Source organism: Paenibacillus sp. RC73 (assembly GCF_044908085.1).
Lineage (GTDB): Bacteria > Bacillota > Bacilli > Paenibacillales > Paenibacillaceae > Paenibacillus > Paenibacillus terrae_A.
The window spans coordinates 1-18,625 of sequence record NZ_JBIYCV010000014.1; the positions used below are offsets into that span (position 1 = coordinate 1).

At 44.3% G+C, this 18,625-nt stretch carries 9 protein-coding genes and 3 pseudogenes; 2 read left to right on the plus strand and 10 right to left on the minus strand.

Annotated elements, in window-relative coordinates:
- The 7 genes and pseudogenes from ABH897_RS24055 to ABH897_RS24085 all read right to left on the minus strand — a co-directional run.
- Positions 1-736, minus strand: a 736-nt coding sequence (locus tag ABH897_RS24055) for an SMI1/KNR4 family protein (RefSeq protein ID WP_404592820.1), incomplete at its 3' end; no start/stop codon positions are given.
- Between the two features lie 440 nt (positions 737-1,176).
- Positions 1,177-1,824 (minus strand): type A chloramphenicol O-acetyltransferase, encoded by a 648-nt coding sequence (catA, locus tag ABH897_RS24060; protein ID WP_283653971.1) that lies wholly within the window; start codon positions 1,822-1,824, stop codon positions 1,177-1,179.
- 662 nt (positions 1,825-2,486) lie between these two features.
- Positions 2,487-3,866 carry an FAD-binding oxidoreductase gene (locus ABH897_RS24065; protein ID WP_044647837.1) on the minus strand — a complete coding sequence of 460 codons (1,380 nt, stop codon included), beginning with the start codon at positions 3,864-3,866 and terminating at the stop codon, positions 2,487-2,489.
- A 481-nt stretch (positions 3,867-4,347) separates the two neighbouring features.
- Complete coding sequence (locus ABH897_RS24070) at positions 4,348-5,127, minus strand: class B sortase (RefSeq protein WP_044647838.1); 780 nt, start codon at positions 5,125-5,127, stop codon at positions 4,348-4,350.
- Positions 5,128-5,146: 19 nt separating this feature from the next.
- Positions 5,147-11,296 (minus strand): DUF7601 domain-containing protein, encoded by a 6,150-nt coding sequence (locus tag ABH897_RS24075; RefSeq protein ID WP_404592821.1) that lies wholly within the window; start codon positions 11,294-11,296, stop codon positions 5,147-5,149.
- Positions 11,297-12,370: 1,074 nt separating this feature from the next.
- A pseudogene (locus ABH897_RS24080) lies at positions 12,371-13,193 on the minus strand (IS3 family transposase); the annotation flags it as partial.
- A 479-nt stretch (positions 13,194-13,672) separates the two neighbouring features.
- Entirely contained in the window at positions 13,673-14,371 is a 699-nt protein-coding gene (locus ABH897_RS24085) for a hypothetical protein (protein WP_283653973.1), read from the minus strand.
- 360 nt (positions 14,372-14,731) lie between these two features.
- On the opposite strand from ABH897_RS24085, the gene ABH897_RS24090 reads away from it, so the two are divergent.
- The gene (locus tag ABH897_RS24090; protein ID WP_283653974.1) at positions 14,732-14,971 is read left to right on the plus strand and encodes a hypothetical protein; all 240 of its coding nucleotides are present in this window, start codon (positions 14,732-14,734) and stop codon (positions 14,969-14,971) included.
- 316 nt (positions 14,972-15,287) lie between these two features.
- Positions 15,288-16,709: an MDR family MFS transporter gene (locus ABH897_RS24095; RefSeq protein ID WP_283653975.1), complete on the plus strand. Its 1,422-nt coding sequence runs from the start codon at positions 15,288-15,290 to the stop codon at positions 16,707-16,709.
- Positions 16,710-16,845: 136 nt separating this feature from the next.
- On the opposite strand, the gene ABH897_RS24100 is transcribed toward ABH897_RS24095, so the two are convergent.
- From ABH897_RS24100 to ABH897_RS24110, 3 genes and pseudogenes are all read right to left on the minus strand, one after another.
- Positions 16,846-17,448 (minus strand): class I SAM-dependent methyltransferase, encoded by a 603-nt coding sequence (locus ABH897_RS24100; protein ID WP_283653976.1) that lies wholly within the window; start codon positions 17,446-17,448, stop codon positions 16,846-16,848.
- Between the two features lie 164 nt (positions 17,449-17,612).
- Positions 17,613-17,912: pseudogene (locus ABH897_RS24105) on the minus strand (SMI1/KNR4 family protein); the annotation flags it as partial.
- Between the two features lie 300 nt (positions 17,913-18,212).
- Positions 18,213-18,365 (minus strand): annotated as a pseudogene (locus ABH897_RS24110) (phage tail protein); the annotation flags it as partial.
- Positions 18,366-18,625 lie beyond the last annotated feature (260 nt).

The following is an 18,625-nucleotide window of genomic DNA, read 5'->3' on the forward strand; positions in this document are numbered from 1 at the left end:
GGGTTGGCTGAGATATTTTCTTAAACTTGGACATTCCATCAAGCGCTTTTGCTTGGATTTCTTCGTTTGGAGCGCTCTGATAAATCTGGATCAGCGCATTCTCATCACCCGGTATTCGACTGCCAAACCACCCGATATCATAATCCAGAATAATTTCATCCAGCCAGCGCTCGTACCAGTCCAGAAAGCTGTCTTCATAGACAAAGAAAAAAGGATGATCGGGATGAAAATCGGAGGTGTACACAATTCTCCCCCTGTATTTCCCTTCAAGTACGAGATACATTTCGTATTCGCAGCCTTGGGTACCTATGCACAACATGCCGCCCAGCACCTTATTACAGGTGTCGTCGTATTCCTCATCGGGGATGTCCTCATCCTTGGTCAGGGGCTCAATTAGATGGTTCCATTCCTCTTTGGTCATCCCGGGATGCAGAACGGATTTTGCAAGGAGTGCCTGGCGCTCGGTATAGGAAGCTGCCTTTTCAATCGGATAAATTCCATAATAGGGTCCGGCGCCTCCGTTGCCGACTTTCGTTAAAAACTGCGCGTAAGGCTCAGGAAGAGTGACCTGATTATGGGCTTGCCAGTCCGCCAGCTCTTTTGCAGTAAGCTTCTCATTAACCTTGTATTGATGTGAGGATGCTCCAAACACCGAGAAAGCCGTGTCTTTGCGCATGGCTTGATTCAGTTTATTTTTTATTCGATCCAGTTGCGTTTCTTTCTTCCCAAACCACATATTGAACCCTCCTGTTGACTATAGCCAGGTTTCCTTTGTTTGCTTATCCAGCAATTTTATTATTTTTTCTAAGGGCCTTACCTCTTTAGAATTATATGTATCTTAAGTAGGTCTTTACCAGTATACAACTGGTGCAGCAAACAGCTTGGACTACTGTCAATAGAGTGGACACCCCAAGTGGAGAATTTCAAGCGAGCCGATTCGTTTCCATTATAAAAGCATGTAATATATTCGAAATCTGCTTTCTTACTTAAAGTTTAACAAACTTATCTAAAAAATGCGTATACATTTCCCTAACTATTCGCTTCTGATAAGGTTCTCCGCGCTGTCTGTAACAGCAAGTTTTAGGACCATCCTTTGTCGGATGGCCCTACTTTGTAATCACATACGTTTAAACCATCAAGCACCATCGAACGCCAAGCTTATCAACAAACGACCAGTTAAACCCAGTCTTCGCTTTCATTAGCGAATCTTTGTAAATCATTCATAAAAACAGATGCATGGTAGCCATCGCAAACAGAATGATGAATTTGTAAAGAGACAGGCAGGAATAATTCATTATTCACTTGGGAGTATTTTCCGCCAGTTATTATTGGTAAGAGAAAGTTTCCACCATTATTAATATTTAAGTTAAACGCTTTAAAAGAACTCCAAGGAATCATAGATATCGGAATATTATTATCTGGTATAGGTTCTTTTGGAAATAAACTACCTGTACCATTGTATTTTCGGACATCCTTTTCATACTGAAAATGAAACTCTGAAAAATTATTCATATTTGGCGACCAAATGGCTGAAAATGTATGCGTCCTATTGTCAAAAATAGTATAACAAGGACAAATCTCTGCCCAATAACCTAAATTACCCTCTGAGTTAAAACACGTTCTAAATTCTCTGTGAGAATTAACTATTCTTGTAACCATAAAAATAAACGCAGGATATAGCTTATATCCCTTTTTCTTTAAGTTCTTCATTAGAACAGTAATATTAATTTCATTCGTCATACTGAATGTTGTCTGTTGTTGTAAATAATGTTCAAAGTATTCTTTTCGATACCAATTGTCACGATTAATAATACTGAATTTCAACTTCAACGCCCCCTAATATAATTTATTTAATATTAGGAGGCTACTTTCACTGCTTTTTTCATATCAGTCATCCTTTTTAATATTTTATGCCATTATATCATCAAGTATATCTAACACCCTCTGAGCCATCTTTCACAGGCAGCTCTCTCACTGGAGTAGCGCCTAGCCTTTATTGCATAACTTACAACAAGTCCATTTTTATATCAGCCTTTCCATGAATTAAATGTAGTCGCTAGCATTGTCTGTATAGTTTTCAGGGTTTGGCGATTGATAAGTTACCAGGCACAAGCTCAGTGTCTACAAATTCCTTCAATAACCGTGCTTGCTCGTATTCCCCCATGTAACTTTTGAACCAATCAACCTAAGAATATGATTGGCATTGACGATGCTCATCAATACCAAAAGCTACATCATCCCACTTAAACGACCACCTGCTCAAAGCAGGTTGATTTTGACATGAATGTCAACGACTAAAGTCGTTACCTAAGACTAAAGTTCTTCTGAAAGTCCATACGCTGAAGCGCATTGGTATTGAAATTCGTAGCTCTTATTATTTTTCGCCCTACTTATGATACGGTTCAGCTTACGTCTCTATCAGCGAAATTGCTAAAGGAGCTGCATCTGTCAGCTCTTTTAGCAATTTCGATCTGGTGTGCATATTGTCATTTTCCGACCTGTTTATCCACTGGAATACTCTGAGCAAAACGAAACACATTATGAGGATCGTACTTTCGTTTCACCTGCTTCAATCTGCCAAAGTTCACGCCATAATACGCCTTGGGCCAGTTCTTAATCTGCAGATCGGGAAAATTCACATAATCCCCTTTAACAAAGGGACGTAACGCTCTGCGAAACCTTTCCACCCACTGAATATTCCGCTCCTGCTCCCCATTGTTTCTCCAGCGGGCTGACAGTTCGTAGATTGTCTCAGCCTTCCGATGAGGATAGGCCGTTGCAGTAGGCGATACTCGACTCACCGCGCTTCCTGCACCACCTAAGCTTTGACTCCACACGCTAGAATGTCTGTTGGGTGCTTTGGATAAAAAGTCACGTATAATTCGTACTCCTACAGGCGGCAAAGCTTGGAACCCGTAGGCCCCGGTTATTTTAAACTTCGGTTCCAAATTCAGGTCCGATTCGGCAAAAAATTTGGTTGCTTCAATAAAAGGTACTGTCTTCACCATCACCTTCACCGGAGTGCCTGCTCGCAAGAGCGGTCTAATCAATCGACGCAGCTCCTCTGCACCGCCAAGCAATTGCCCGGTAGATACAATGGTTCCCACCTGCTTGGCAGCCACCTCAATTGTTGAGGTTAAGCGGTTCGTGACAGACGGGGCCCAGCGCTGCCAAGTTGGTAACACCTTCTCAAGGTCACTCCATTTCCATGTAATACTGTAAATAGATACCGATGAAATCGGCCTAACCCGAAATGTATATTCTGTAGCAACACCAAAGTTCCCTCCCCCTCCGCCTCGTGATGCCCACAACAGATCGGAATGTTTCTTCCGGTTTGCCACAATCGTCCTTGCCCCATACCTTCCCGAAGCTACGACCATCTTCACTTGTTTCAAGTTATCGCACGTAAGTCCATATTTGCGGGAAAGAAGTCCAATGCCTCCTCCCAAGGTAAGCCCAGCTACGCCTACGTCGGGCGCAGTCCCCGCCGGAATGGCCACACGCTTATCCCACAGCTTTTTGTACACACGGGCAAGTGGATTTCCCGTTTGTACAATGGCCACTCTATTTTTTCGATCAACCTTAACCTTATTCATCTCGCTCACATCAATAATAATGCCGCCATTTACAGCCGAGAAGCCTTCATAGCTATGCCGCCCGCTGCGCACTCGCAGACGTATGCCCCGCTCACGAGCCCATTTGACTGCGTTGATCACATCCTGAGTCCGTTGGCAAAAAACAATGACCCTTGGAAATTTGGAAAAGCGCCTATTGAACTCCATTCTGGCCGTATTGTATGACGGATTACCCGGAATTACGATCCTTCCGGTTAATCGTGTACTTTTCTTTTGCAACTTTTGTGCCATCTACTTTACACCATCCCTGCTCATGACATAAGCCTTTCTCATCAACTTATTTCTATGTAGGGACACCTGTCCTAGTAACGGCAAACGCCCAGTTTATATCGTAAAAGTAGAACAAAGACGTGGTAGGTGTATAAGTTCTTCATTCATCAGGTAGCCCACCTTTTGCTCAATCAATCCTGTAATAAACCTCCTTTAAGTAAAACTATTTAAGAGCTGCACATCTTACAGAGCATTTAAATGTAGTATACTGTAGTATTCTTCACTAATTTCCTAGATTCTACAGGTGGCTAACATGACTAATAAGGGATGATCCATTTCCTTGTCTGTATGAAGAGGATATGCTGGAGGTGCATTTGCTTAAGGAACGAAACGGTGGCGTCAGATGGAGAGATTGGTCACAAAAAAATAGAAGAGAGGCACTAATGCCCTGCCTCTCTTCTATAACGCATATGAAGCAGCTTGACACCGTGTTTCAATATCGTCATTTACGCTTTCGGGCGATCACCGCTAACCGGCCGTCCTCGGTTGAGTATTCACACGTAGACAGTACAATAAGCTTGTCGCCATATCGGGCTGTCACGCCCGTATCGTAAAGAGCGAGTTTTTTGATGTTCTGAATATATGAGTCAAACTCGGCGGGCGTACTTACCTTCTCAATCTGGTAGTATTTAAAAACGTCGTCCGATTTGCGATAAACTTTTGACAGAATAACGGCAACAATTTCATACTCTTCCTTTTCGTAAAGCGTGCTGAACTGGAACGTAGCATGCTCTTTATAAAAGCTTTCGTTCTTGTACTTCATTAAATCTTTAAACATCCAGCCGCTTTTCATGTGGTGTCCGTGAATCAGCAAAATGTCCGAACCGTTGGTCCGGCTATGCGCGTCCAAAAAGGGGAGGCCCCCTTTGTTTTCCTTTTTATCGAAATCATGATTGAGATAGTACTCCGCATCCTGTGGATTCTGCATGACTGGGTACTCAATTCGGGTGCCGTCAATCTTCAGCCAGCCGACGATGTCCGAGTTCCTCTCGTAAAGCTCTCGAAATTCGGGAAGCATAACCGGCTCATTCGCCTTATTGAACAAAAGGGAGGGGAATGCATCCCCTCCGCCTTTGTCCGACCCTTCCTCCCAAACTTTTGTCAGCTCTTCGATTTTCTGCTGCTCGGCATAATCCCCCAGAAAGGTTCTCGCAATATTAACGAGGGAAAATACCAACAGAAGGGAGGAAACGGCGATAAGAAACTTTTTAGTTTTGCTCATTTTCTTACCGCCTTCCCGGTCACTGGATGTGCTTTTTCTTCTTGTTACCGAGTAGACAGAACCCAATCGTCATCAAGGACATCAGCGCCAAAACCATATAGAAGATTGGCGATACGCTGTTGTCTCCGGTTTTCGGAGCATCGTCCAGCTCGTTGCCGACGTTGTCGGTTTCGTTGTTACCGTTATCGGTTTCGTTGTTACCGTTATCGGTTCCGCTGTTACCGTTGTCGGTTCCGCTGTTACCGTTGTCGGTTCCGTTGTTACCGTTGTCGGTTCCGTTGTTACCGTTGTCGGTTCCGTTGTTACCGTTGTCGGTTCCGTTGTTGCCGTTGTCGGTTCCGTTGTTGCCGTTGTCGGTTCCACTGTTGCCGTTGTCGGTTCCGTTGTTACCGTTGTCGGTTCCACTGTTGCCGTTGTCGGTTCCGTTGTTACCGTTGTCGGTTCCACTGTTGCCGTTGTCGGTTCCGTTGTTACCGTTGTCGGTTCCGTTGTTGCCGTTGTCGGTTCCACTGTTGCCGTTGTCGGTTCCGTTGTTACCGTTGTCGGTTCCACTGTTGCCGTTGCCGGTTCCGCTGTTACCATTGCCGGAGTTGCCGCCGGAGCCGCCACCGGAACTGATCGGCTTCATTGGCACGTCGTATTTTATAATGTCAAAATCGACAGAAATCGTATCACTCCGGTGCGTCTCGTATCCGTCCTTCGTTACGATCAGATAGTAATCCGCTTCAGGAAACACCATGTACGCATAGGAGCCATTTGCATCGCTATCCTGCTCCGGGCTCTCGTTGTTGTGCGGTGGAAAATTCGGAACCGGAGGAAGCGTTACTTTCGTACCCGGAATGCGGCCGTTATCTCTATTCCGCTTCGTATCCGCATAATACAGTGTAACTTTGGCTCCGTCAATTTTCTTGCCAGTGATGGCATCTCCTGTCGTTTCATCATAAACCGTACCATAAGGGTCGACCAATTCCTCGGAAATATTCAGCTCTCCGTTAGCTTTCACGTCCAGTTGCGTCACTTTGAGGAGCAGTTCCTCGCCGGTCTCAGCTTTATAGCGAACTTCCATTGTGTACTTCTGCTCGCTTAGCCCTTCCACAGAGAAAGTTCCGTTCGAAGCCATCGGAAACGCCTTAGGACGACCGTTCTCCTTAATATAATTGCCGTCCTTGTCCTTCAAATAGATATGCATCTGGTTGGTAAACGAATCGTTGAATAGCTCTTTTGCTCCATTCAGCTGCTTGAACAGAACGATCCCTACCGCCGTAATGTCCGCCGGAACGGTCTCGTCCGTCACGCTGCCGTCCACATTTGCTTTTTGCGTGAACTCGACAGGCACACCCTTCCCACCTACCTGATACCACTTCGTATATGTGATCGTATAGTCGGTATCCGCTGCGGCTGGGACCGAATATTCACCCTTCTCATTTGTCTTCGTCTGAAGCTCCTTGCCTGTGTTCAGATCGGTCACCGTGATGGGGGCATTCGGAATGACTTCTCCTGTGTTGTTATCACGCAGCACGCCTTCCAGATACGGGCGGGTATTGACAAAGTGTGCTTCGGCCGCTTTTTTCTGTGGAATGGTGCCTGTGCGAACGAGACTTTCAGGATCTGTCACATAGCCGTCTTTCGTATAATCATCCTGGGTCACCTTATACTGGAGATATGTCGGAAGTCCTTGCACAATGAGCGTCTGGCCATCTGTAAGCTCGAAGGTCTCTCCGCTCTTGATCGTGCCCTTACTGCCATCCGACTTCACATAAGAGTAGGATTCGTTCGCTCTCTCGCCTGTGAAGGTGACTGTGTACTTGAACGGCTTCTTTTTGTCGTCGTCTTTGCCTTTAATCGTGTTGCTGATTAGCAAGTCGCCCTCCAAGACTCGCACGTTCGTAAACGGGGCATCTTTATCTTTTCCCTCCATGACTCCGGTATAATACCGTTCCTCAGGAATGGTCACGTATTCGTCGGCTGTGTATTCCTTCTGGGTAATTGTGTATTTCAGACCCTTAGGCAGACCCGAAATATCCAGTGTCTCTCCATCCTTGAGCTTGAAGGTATCGCGGGACTTGATCGTACCTGTGCCTCCGCCCGACTTCAAGTAAGAGTAGCTTCCATCCTTGCCTGCATCCTCAAAGACGACGGTGTACTCGAACACCTTCGTCTTGTCGCCGCCGTTGCCCATGACCGTATTGCTGACGGTCAGTTTGTTGACGGTCCGTTCATTGATGAAATCCGCCTTGTGGTCGCCTTTATTCACGATTGTGCCGGACAGCTCTCTCGTCTCCGGCGTGGTGATATAACCGTCAACGGTCGTATAATCGGCCTCGGTTATGGTATAGACCAGATCCGCAGGCAATATCGGGAGCGTCACAGATTCCCCGTGCTTGAGGGTAATCTTATCTCCGCTTTTGATCGTGCCAAACGTATTATCCGGCTTCTTATAGGTGTACTCTCCGTCCTTGCCTTCGCCGGTAAAGGTCACGGTGTATTCAAATTCCTTGGAAGAATCGCTGCCGTTTCCTCCAACCTTATTGCTGATAGTCAGCTTTCCTTGCGCCGGCGTAGGTACGACCAGCGGATTATCAGAGGTTACTTTTACGCCATCTACCCAGATGGGCTTCCCGGGCGTATTCCCTACGTACACCTGATAAATTCTTGTAGTCGGCAACCATGTCGTTGTGTCAATATAAGTTTCCTTCAGCTCATAATACCCTGGATCTGGGAATAGCAGATTAAGTTTCCCTCCGCTATCGGTTGTTCCTTTGGCGATTTGAGTTCCAGCGTCCTTCTTATAGAGCGTAAGTTCTACGCCTTTTAGCGGATTGCCATTAGGATCCACCTTTTTCAGGGGCAGCAGGGCATTGGAGCTTGAACTGCCGGCTACGTCCGAACTGTCCAGCGTACTTTCGCTTCTGGCACTGACAGATTTCAGATTGTCATCACCCTCCAGCTTTACCTCGTTGCCCATTTTGTCTCCGGCTTTCGCTTTAGATGAATCAACCTCTGTTTGGTACACAAACTGGTAAAACTTATTAGGGTCGTTCATTTTGAATTTTAAAACTGTGGTGCCTCCCGCGCCTGGTGCAGCTTCTACCTGAACTTCAGCATTCGGGTCGCTTAGATCCAGTGCTGCGCCCTCTCGTTCCAGAGCACCGCTGGCAGTCAGTTTAGCACGATAGACTGCCATACTAGGCGCTGTCAGCACAAGCTTTCCGTTTTCTTCATAGCGCAGATTCATGCCTGCACCTAGGGTATCCTGCAGATAAACGCCCTGCTTCATGTTAAATGGCGGGGTATAGTTCACTGTCCATTCCAGCACCCCTGGAACTGGCTTAGTTACCGACTTGCCCAAGGTCTGAATAGGTACGATAATCTTACGTTGTTCAGTGAGAACCTTTTCCTCTCCGCCCCATGTCATATGAAGGTCAGCTTTATTATACAACACCTGCTTGGTTGTGCCGTTTGTAGTGTATTCCTCTAAATATTTCCCCAGAGCTGTATTGGAAGGTCTTGCCTTTACCAAAATGACATAAGGACTTTCCAATTTAGAGAAGGTGAAAGTTCCTACGTTTCCATTATGGGAGAAGTTTACCACATGAGCATTAGTGCCTGGTTCAATAATTGTTCTGGCGTCGTTTCTGACACCATACTCGGTGCCTCCACCATTGTCCGAGTAGCCTTTCCAAAGCTCAACATCTTTGCTCTCAGAAAACGGCACGAATTCCCAGCCTTCAGGCAGTGTATCCACTAGCTTGATGTTGCTGATTACTCGGCTACCACCGTCCTTAGCCATTTCTTCTGTGTTGTATCCTGGCATATTCACCCCTAAGCGGAATGTAACAGTCTTGGTTGTCCTGTCATAGCCAGAAATCGTCCACGCTTCATTGCTGTCGTTTCTAATGTAGTTATTTACGTTATTTGGATTAACATTTTCAAGTGTACCATCTGCTTTCAATGGCTTCGACGCAAAGAGCATATCCTTGTTCAGCATACGCAGATGAAGATTAACAGCGTTTTCCGCAGCAGTTTTTACGGTTTCGCCGTCAAAGAGCAAGGCCCGATTCCAGCTTGTTTTCCCTGCGTTAATATCCTGTCTGAAGAGGATATCCGGCTTGGTCTCAAGTGAACGGAAGCTGAAGGATGCAGCTTTGTCGGTGTATCCGGTCACCTTGATCAAATCCGCCACGACTTCACCGTTCACTGTCAAAGGGATAACCTTCAAGGTTAAGCCGTTTGCGCTCTTGAGAGTACCTTCGCGATATTGCTTCCAAAGCTGAGCAGTATTAACATTCGCCTTGATTTTCGCAATCGTTTCCGCACTCACCTCGCCTGTTGCATCCACTGCGTTGTCCAAGACGTTCAAATCGCCGCCATGCACTAGCACATCGTATACCGCCGCATTTGGCAGGGCATACTGTGGTGTTAAATTAACGGTCCACGTGATGCCGCCCAGGTTATAATCCTCCATCGAAACAGAGCCTGTTTTTGTAAAAGTATGCGCACCGATAGTAACGATTGCCTCGTCAGTTACTGCGACAGGTCTTAAACCAGTTGTCACATCATTGTTCTGAATACCGCCTGTTGTGTCCAAATTCCAGTTAGCGCGTGGGTCGATTCTGAAGTTGGAACCGCTTGTTACCTTACTCTTAATCACTAGTTCCACTTTACCGTTAATATCCCCAAAGGAATAAACGCTGTTCGCATCCGGTACAATTGATTGTACCTCAGATGCAGTGCCATCCACCCACGTCTGCCATGTGGCTGAAGTAAACTCCAGCCCTTGAGGTAGTACATTTGTGATGGTAAAGTCCTTTAAACCTTTTTTGTTATACTGGTTAACAGTGACTTTCCATGTGATTGTTTCATTAGGATTGTCATACGAGGCGCTGGCTTGAATCCAGTCGGGTGCGAAAGAAATTTCCTGACCTGCCTGCACCAACATATTATTGTCCTGTCTCAGTTCCACTTTGCCATTCATATCCCGATAGCTGCGACCAAGATTGCCTGGCGGATTCCGGTGCTCGTAATAATAGGCTTCCTTTGGAATCCATGTTTTATATTCAACCTTTGGATCTACACCTGTTCCCTGTGGGAAAGTGTAAGTCAGCGATCCGTCTGCCCCAATGTCTGGAGTTACATTTTGGTCATTTACTTTGAATGAATCCTCCATATAGATACCGCGGACATTTCCAAAGCCGGTATTATAAGTTGAAGGATTCGTATAAAATGTCTTCCCGTCTAGCGGTAATTTGATTGTTTTATCAAACTGATCGAATGCAGATACGCTTGACTGCCAAGTAATCGCTCCCTCAACAAATTGTGCCGGTTGAATTCCGCGATAACCATACTGATCCCACCTGATCATTCCAGGCGAGCTTAAAGTAATGCTATACGCTGCTGTAACATCTGGGTTCTCTAGCTGATAAGCACCGCCAAAGATGTTGATAGGCTTTGTATCGCCATACTCCATTCCCGTTACATCTGCATCGGCAGTAGTTACAAAGCTGAAGACAATACCTCGTCCAACACCATTGAAAAAGTTATCATCACCGTTAAATACAATCCTGATGCTATTTGGAGTGAAATAGGCGGTACCAAGCTGTTTCATACCTGATTCAGTCTGTGCATTCAGGGTTTTATTAGTTGTCGGCAACACCACTTCCTTGAAGTAGTCTTCTCTTTTCAGCTCGATCCAGTCACCCTTCTGAATGTATAGGTCGAGATTCGCATTTGTCGGATTAGAGTCATCACCATTCACTGGCACCTTCAGACCTTCCGATTTGAGAGTAAATGGCTGTCTACCCTGAATAATACCGTTTGGATCAATAACAGCATTTCCCTGCGTCACTTCCAGCGGAAAGGTTGAATTAGCTTCCATGAACACCGCCGTTTTGTCCGTCGGGACTGCCGCCATCGCTACGAGATTGGCCGGCATAGCGAACACCGCCTCTGGTACTGGCAACGGTTCGGTCGGCGCAGCGTATACCGCCTCTGGTACCGACGACGGTTCGTCCGCGCTCGGCGAATCGGCTTCGCTAACGGCCGCCGCACCGGAATCGCTTGGCGCGCTATCCGCAAATGCGACAGCAGAGAACGCCACCGTCTGCAAGACAAGCAAAACTGCTAGGCAGAAAGATAGCACAGCTTTGCTCACACTTCGTTTCCTTTTCAAACGAATTTCCCCTTTATTGACATATTTTTTCTATACCGAACTCATCTCCTCGATTTAACCGCTCAAGCGAATAAACATATGCTATTTGCTTGATCCCAACAGCCTTTATATCATCGAAACTCTTGCGGAGTTCCAGATGAACGTGTAAGTGCCGTGGGGTGCTGGCTGCTGATCATGCTTAGTAGCTATCTTCCCCTCTCCTTCGATGGTCTTCGCCACTTACATACTGCAAATGGCAGAATACGCCCAGTCTACACGACGTATTTCAACATTATATTACAAGGGACCTATACAAAATCTAAACAACCGCTCGACAATATGAAGCGTGAAACTCAATTTCCACCATCACATGCGGTCCAACCATCCGTTCAGTTGATTATTCTTGGAACTAGGTATGCTTAAACCGTCTGCCGAGATGTAACTTGCTAAGTTCCCTCTTTTTCACCTCCTCTTAGAAACTGATTGGCTTGCTGGTAGATGTAGTAGTTCCTTCTTCCTAGTATCTTAGTTTCGCTGTAGACTATCATCACAAAAAAACTCTCAGATGTAGGACACCGATTATAGGACATCTACATATAGCTAGCCTATCTTAGTTCTTTTTTCATATTTTTAAATTTGAGACAATTTACCTACTCAGTGTAAGCCAATAAACTTTTTTCGACAAGACTTGGAAAACATACTTCTAGTATCTTGTCTGACAATGTTGAAGAATATCTGCTTTTTCAAAACACAATTTTATTGTGATCCTTAGGAAATCAGCTCATGATAACTACATTTTCACCAAACTTTTTTCATAGTTTAAATCCTAGCCTCTACAAAATCTCTATAAAATACAGACCGTACCCTCTCCCTGCAAATCTCAATAAAAAAACAACCTCTGACAGACTTCAAAGCATCAGTGGTTGTTGGGGTAATTATTAGAATAGTTGTTGAGATTAAGAATGCCTTCCTGCCAAGGTCGATTAGCTGACTTTGGATTGTCAACAGTAAATCAGACAACTTTTTTAAGGGCTGCATGACGATACTGAACAGGCGTCATATATCCTAGTGTTCCATGGATACGAAGCTTTTTTCAAACGTCTCCAGCAGTTCGTCCATCTTTTGATTTTTAAACTCGCTGCCACGGTCCGTATGAAACCACTAAATCTGACACAAATCGCCCTTGACGCTCGCAAAAGCGCGGGAAATCAGAGCAGCATCCTTGTTTGGACCTCGACCAGCACACAAATGTAATGCCATCGGTTCTGGACCTTCACATAAGTCAGATCGCTAACAACGAAGCGTTTGGCTTCCGTTTGCTCAAACTCACGCCGTTGTGTCTGTATTACAAGCAGTTTTATGGGGCTTATATTGTGCCACGGTGTAGCTGGAAACCAGTCCTTGCTCTTTCATAATCCGACCAATTCGGCGTCTGGAGACGATCAACCCACGCTCATGTAGCTTCACTTTGATCTTGCGTGTGCCGTAGGCTTTTCGATTCTTGTGAAAGATATCCACAATAGCTTCGGTGACATCGTCTTCAGTGGCTCGTTCTTGGGCGTCGTAATAAAATGTACTTCTTGCGATTTGCAGGACGTCACACATTGCTGATACCGAGTATTTATCACGGTTATTCTGGATGATAGCTACTTTCGTCCCATGGCTTTAAAATATCGTTTTCCATCCTCAGACGCTGGAGTTCTTTTCGCAAAGCGATTAATTCGTTTTCCTCGGGCGAACGATTGTCCTTCTCTTTGAAGGAACCCGATGTCTGAGCTTGTTTGATCCAGCGGTCTAAAGCAGAGGCTGTGAGGCCATATTCCTCCACAAGGGCTGCTCTGGATTTCCCGTTTTCATAGAGTTGCACCATTTGCTTTTTAAATTCTGAGGTAAAGGTACGTCGTTGTTGTTTTGGCATTGTAGAGATCCGCTCCTTAACATGATAGGTTTATTCTACAATCCCTTATTTTTTCTGTAAAATTAAGTGTATCCGATCCATTTTATCCACTATTTATGAAAAGAAATCAACTTTTCCTCCTAAATGAACATCGGAAAATATACTTTATAATGAAGATAAAATGTATGCAAAAAGGGGGATTCGCTTTACTATTACTTATGATACGGTTCACCGCGATTGCTTAGTTAGTAAAGCGGATTATTAGTTGGTAGAATCCAAAGTTAGTAACCTAATTTATAGGGACGGGGCTCCCCAAAAAGTAATAGGAATCAGTTTCGAAGCATTACTTTTTTTGGAGGTTCAAGAACGATGACAACCCGATTAGAAACGTTTGGCAACTTCTATAGCATGAGCAATTGTTTTTTGCTTTATAGCTGGAGCTTTCTCCAATGATGCCGTTCCTTCAGCAAAGGTTGCTTCAATAGATTGAATCCTCGTCATTACCAATCGACATCTATATCCTTAATATCTTGAACACTTAAACTACAAAGCTCCATACGGGCAGTCGTAACATTCCCTCGGCGTTCCTTACTATTTGGGTCTCCTCCAATAGCTTGTACTAGGATCATTCCTCCGCCATGTTTTTTCAAGGCTTCGCTCCCCCATGCCTCATACCAATCTGAGAAGGTTTCGGCAGTGGAAGGGCTTTGGTATAACACAAAGATAGACTCGCCATCAACGCGGGATTTTATCTTTTTCGCATCCTTAGGCAGATAGGGAAGGATTTTAGCAAGTGCATTTTCCTTGTTAATAAACGTCTCGTTTGAAAAGGACATTGATATTGAGTTGACCATACCACTTTCGTTGTCACTGTCGATTAATAGATCATCTTGATTATACGAGATGGAAAACATGTATTTCGAGTCAGGTGTTCCATACTTGTCCTTAAATGCTTGAAGAGGCCCGGCAAATAGAGGTTTAAGCTCGGCTGTAGATTTCGCTGGTTTGGTTACCGATTGGGATTGGTTCAATACTTTTGCAGGCTGATCTGAAGGAACTGTAGAATTCACAGTAATTTGGGTGTCATTTTCAAACTGTGAGCTAGTAGAGGAAACTTCCGTATCCTTTGAGTTTCCGATTAGATAACTAACAACGATTAATACAATAATGGCACATATCATCAAGTTCTTCCGTTTCATACTTCCTCCTTAATTAATGCCTTATAACAATTCGATCATATCATGGAAGTAGCATTCACGAAAATTATAGCGTTGTTCCTATCCTACCTATTGTATGATGTGCCCATATCTGACCATGATGGAGTTTATCGAACTTTCGTTTTTATGTTGCAAGATTGTAACTTCCTCCATCACTCCTACAGGTCTCTATATCCTTTTTGATATTCCAGTTTTTCGCCCTACTTGTGGTATGGTTCTGCGTCCACAACTTGCTGGTACACTCCTCCGCCGTTGTCACGTAGAAACCTTATCCCTTGACATTTTATGGGGAATACTGTATATATTCAAAGCCAATACGAAAGACAGGAAGGGAAGATCTGCATGCACAGAGTGATCAAAATCAAATTTACACTCTTTTACGGTGAAGCGCCTGAAGCAAAATGTTACGGGTACTTGGAGTTGAATCAGGATGGCAATATGATCGCGCTCTACAATAGGTACGGTGAGGAAATAGACATGTATGGCGGATATGAATTTGTTAGGGTAAGGACACTTGGCAAATTTGATGACCAAGACCGTGATAATTTTTATTCTTTGTTAGAAAGTGATGGTGTAGGATAATCTGCACGATAGGCTGACGATTCCGGTGCCAAGGCACTACGAAAAGTCAGCCTTTTTGATTTTATTTGCCTTATAGAGTTGACCGGCACGTTATCATAATCCCCTAACCTCATCTTGTCAAGAAATAATGCGCGAATGAGCGACACCGTGGGGGGCCCCCCCTTTTGCTTTCGAAATATGAATGAATTTCCGAGTATGATGAGCAATTTCGCTTTTTCCAATTCATCTCACTTCACGTAGAATGATCTTCAGGCGTTGCGGGATAAGCGATATACAAACAATGGACGGAACGTCATGAACAATCGGGAGGTAGAAGATGGACAATCAGGCTCAAGATGCAAGAGGAATGAAGAGAGGGGCAATATTAACCACTCTACTCATCGGTACATTTGTCGCGTTTCTTAACGAAAATTTACTTACCAATGCGTTTCCTGCATTGATGAGAGAATTTAACGTTGCTGCTTCGACCATACAATGGTTATCGACGGGTTATATGCTCGTGATCGGCGTACTGGTGCCGGTGACCGCATTACTACAGCAATGGTTCACGACTCGCCAGATGTTTATGTCTGCGATGGCGTTATTTTTGGCCGGTACCTGCTTGTGTGCAGTATCCCCGGGATTCGGAATCTTGCTGGTGGGCAGGGTTGTTCAGGCTTGCGGGACAGGATTATTGATTCCGTTGATGATGAATACGATTCTCGCCCTCTATCCTCCAGAACGCCGGGGTGCCGCCATGGGTCTCATGGGGCTGGTCATCATGGTCGCCCCTGTCATCGGGCCGCCTTTGTCTGGCTTGATTATCGATACCTTTCAATGGCGATGGCTGTTCTACATGGTGATTCCTGTCGCACTGTTTTCGATGATTTATGCATTCGTGTACTTAAAGAATGTGACAGAACTGACCAAGCCAAGGGTCGATCTTGTATCCGTTGTGATGTCAACCGTCGGTTTTGGCTGCGTCACCTATGGCTTCAGCCAAACAAGTGTCTCTCTTGAGCCTGAAGGTTACGGATCGATTGCAATAGGCAGCCTTTTCTTGCTCTTGCTTGTATGGCGCCAGCTTAAGATCAAAGAGCCGTTGATCGATCTTTCCGTATTCCGTCATTCCACTTTTTCTCTGGTTGCGGTATTGATTGTAATTCTGATGATGGTTCTATTCGCCACAACAACATTGCTGCCGTTCTATATGCAGGATGTGATGAAGTTGACAGCATTTGCGACAGGCTTACTTCTAATGCCAGGTAGCATTTTGAACGGGATGCTGATGCCGGTATCGGGGAAATTACTCGATAAATTCGGGCCGAGACCCGTCATTGTGCCCGGACTGTTCCTGATCGTCATATCGTTGTGGCTGTTTACCGGCATCGACAGTGATACAACACAAGGTTCCGTTCTCTTCAATCATATCCTCTTATTCTTAGGCATGTCGTTCGTCGTCATGCCGGCTCAGACGACAGGATTAAATCAACTTCCACGTCACCTGGTTTCTCATGGCACAGCCATATACAATACGCTCCAACAGATTGCAGGGGGAATTGGCATCGCATTGTTCGTCGGCATCATGTCGTCTGGAGCCAATCGTTATCTTCACCATTCGCTCAATCCCACTGCGATGCATGAGAAGACACAAAGCATGGTTTCCGGTCTACAAACAGTTTTTTGGATTGAATTTATTCTGGCAATACTTATTCTGGTGCTGGGTTGGTTTATAAAAAAGCCACCTGAACATAATTAATTCATTACTAGGCACAGATTGAATCATAAGTTTAACACCGTACAAGAAGCATGGGGCTGTCTCATAAGGGGCGGCCTTTTATTTCGTTGTACCTTGGAACCCCGAATATAGGGAGAGCTGATTTCTGCCTAAAAGTTTATTTTCGAGAATCAATAATAAACATAGATGCATCTTGTCCCATGAATATTTTACTTCCATTATAAAAAGTTTTGGATTGAATACCTCTATACCCTATTTTAGTCATAACGTCAGCCAGCTCTTCTTGATTAAATCCGTTATGAACTATATCTGAAACTACTTTTTCATTTTTATTAAAATCTACGATTAGTAAATGTCCTCCCTCATTTAGAACATCAAATAGCCTTGATAAAACGAATTCAACATCATGAATATGAAGTAGAACCTGAGCCATAAAAATATAATCCGCATGCAAATCCGTTAGACCTTCCTTTTCAAAATCAAAGCATAATGTATCTGCATTCTGAATATGAAGATCAGTAATTTTTTGTTTTATTTGATTAATCATGTTTTGTGAAGTATCCAGAAAAAGCATAGAATTAAAATCGTTTAACAAGTTCATTCCGACAAGGCCCGTTCCACACCCAAAATCAATAGCATTCTTACTATTAGCGTCAACTACATATTCACGAATGGCATCAGATGATCCCTTTGCAATCTGAATTCTTTCAGAAGTGTCATATACATTAGCTATCATTTCAAACTTATCCGTATTTCCCATTTTACCTCTCCAATCTGCCTTAATAAAATCCTGAATACAACAGTATAGAATGATATTCTATCAAGCATTAGCATTTAATCCCCATTCTTATTAGTGCTTATGGAAAAACAAAACCTCTGTATGAATGGAGGAGACAACCTTGGGTTGATTCATGTACACCTTCTTCACGATTCGTCTTTGTCGAAATAATCATCTAGCAAATGCAGTTCTCGCAAACAACCGATAAATTTTTCTCTGAAATTCGGATTGCTTTTATATTCTGGCCATACCGCCTTATAGTAAGGCAGCAACTTCTCGTGTGGAATAATGCCCCAGTATAAAATCGAGTTATTCAAAACCTGCGGGTCGGCCCCCATCAACATCTGTTCAATGATCTGCCAGCTTCCCTGCTTGTTTTCACAACTGCGCGCGGCATAGATGGCAGTGGTTTGCATTTTCGGGTCGGCGTGACACAATAAAGGCGCAAGTGGAAGCTTCGACACTCTCACTGTACCAAATGAATTGGTGTTTTTCTATGTTAGCAAGATCGTTACTTGAACCGACTTCACCCTAATCCCCGCTTAGAGTCAGCTCGATTTTGACTCTGCGAAAGTTGAGTAATTAAGTATTCAAAAAATTTCGCCCTACTTATGATACGGCTCTCCGCGCTAGGTGAAACGGTAAGTTTTAAGCCATCCCGTTTAGGATGGCCCTCTCTTTGATCTCGCATCTCTTTTGCAAAAAGAAAAAGTGAATGGATTACTCCAATTGCGCTTTTGCTTACTTTAATATTCTCCTTTAATCACAAAAAACGAATCCCTAATGGTTCCCGGTAGTTTAGACTTCTGCCGGGCAAACTTAAACTTCTCTTCTAATTCCTGCGGGATCTCCATCCCCTCAGAAAGCTTAAAGCCAACGGCCCACTTCTTCAGGTCGGTGCCCGTATTCGTGACCTGAGAAAAGAAAGAGGATTAACACAAGAGTCTCTCGGAGAAAGATCCTCAACAGATTGCTATGGCCAAAAATGTGTTAAGAAAGATTTTTAATAATAAGTGAACCACTGACCACGGCAAGAGCTATCAAGAAATCAATGCAGTAAAAAGACACTGAGATTCTATCCATCAGTGTCTTTTTTATTGATACTTTTCCACCAACATCATGTTTCATCGTTGAACTCGAACTGATTCACTTTAGCAAT

Bases quoted from the DNA above. Each gene is read 5' to 3' on its own strand.
- ABH897_RS24100 (WP_283653976.1), bottom strand. From the start codon at position 17,448: ATGGGAAATACGGATAAGTTTGAAATGATAGCTAATGTATATGACACT.
- ABH897_RS24070 (WP_044647838.1), bottom strand. From the start codon at position 5,127: ATGAGCAAAACTAAAAAGTTTCTTATCGCCGTTTCCTCCCTTCTGTTG.
- ABH897_RS24095 (WP_283653975.1), top strand. From the start codon at position 15,288: ATGGACAATCAGGCTCAAGATGCAAGAGGAATGAAGAGAGGGGCAATA.
- ABH897_RS24085 (WP_283653973.1), bottom strand. From the start codon at position 14,371: ATGAAACGGAAGAACTTGATGATATGTGCCATTATTGTATTAATCGTT.
- ABH897_RS24065 (WP_044647837.1), bottom strand. From the start codon at position 3,866: ATGGCACAAAAGTTGCAAAAGAAAAGTACACGATTAACCGGAAGGATC.
- ABH897_RS24090 (WP_283653974.1), top strand. From the start codon at position 14,732: ATGCACAGAGTGATCAAAATCAAATTTACACTCTTTTACGGTGAAGCG.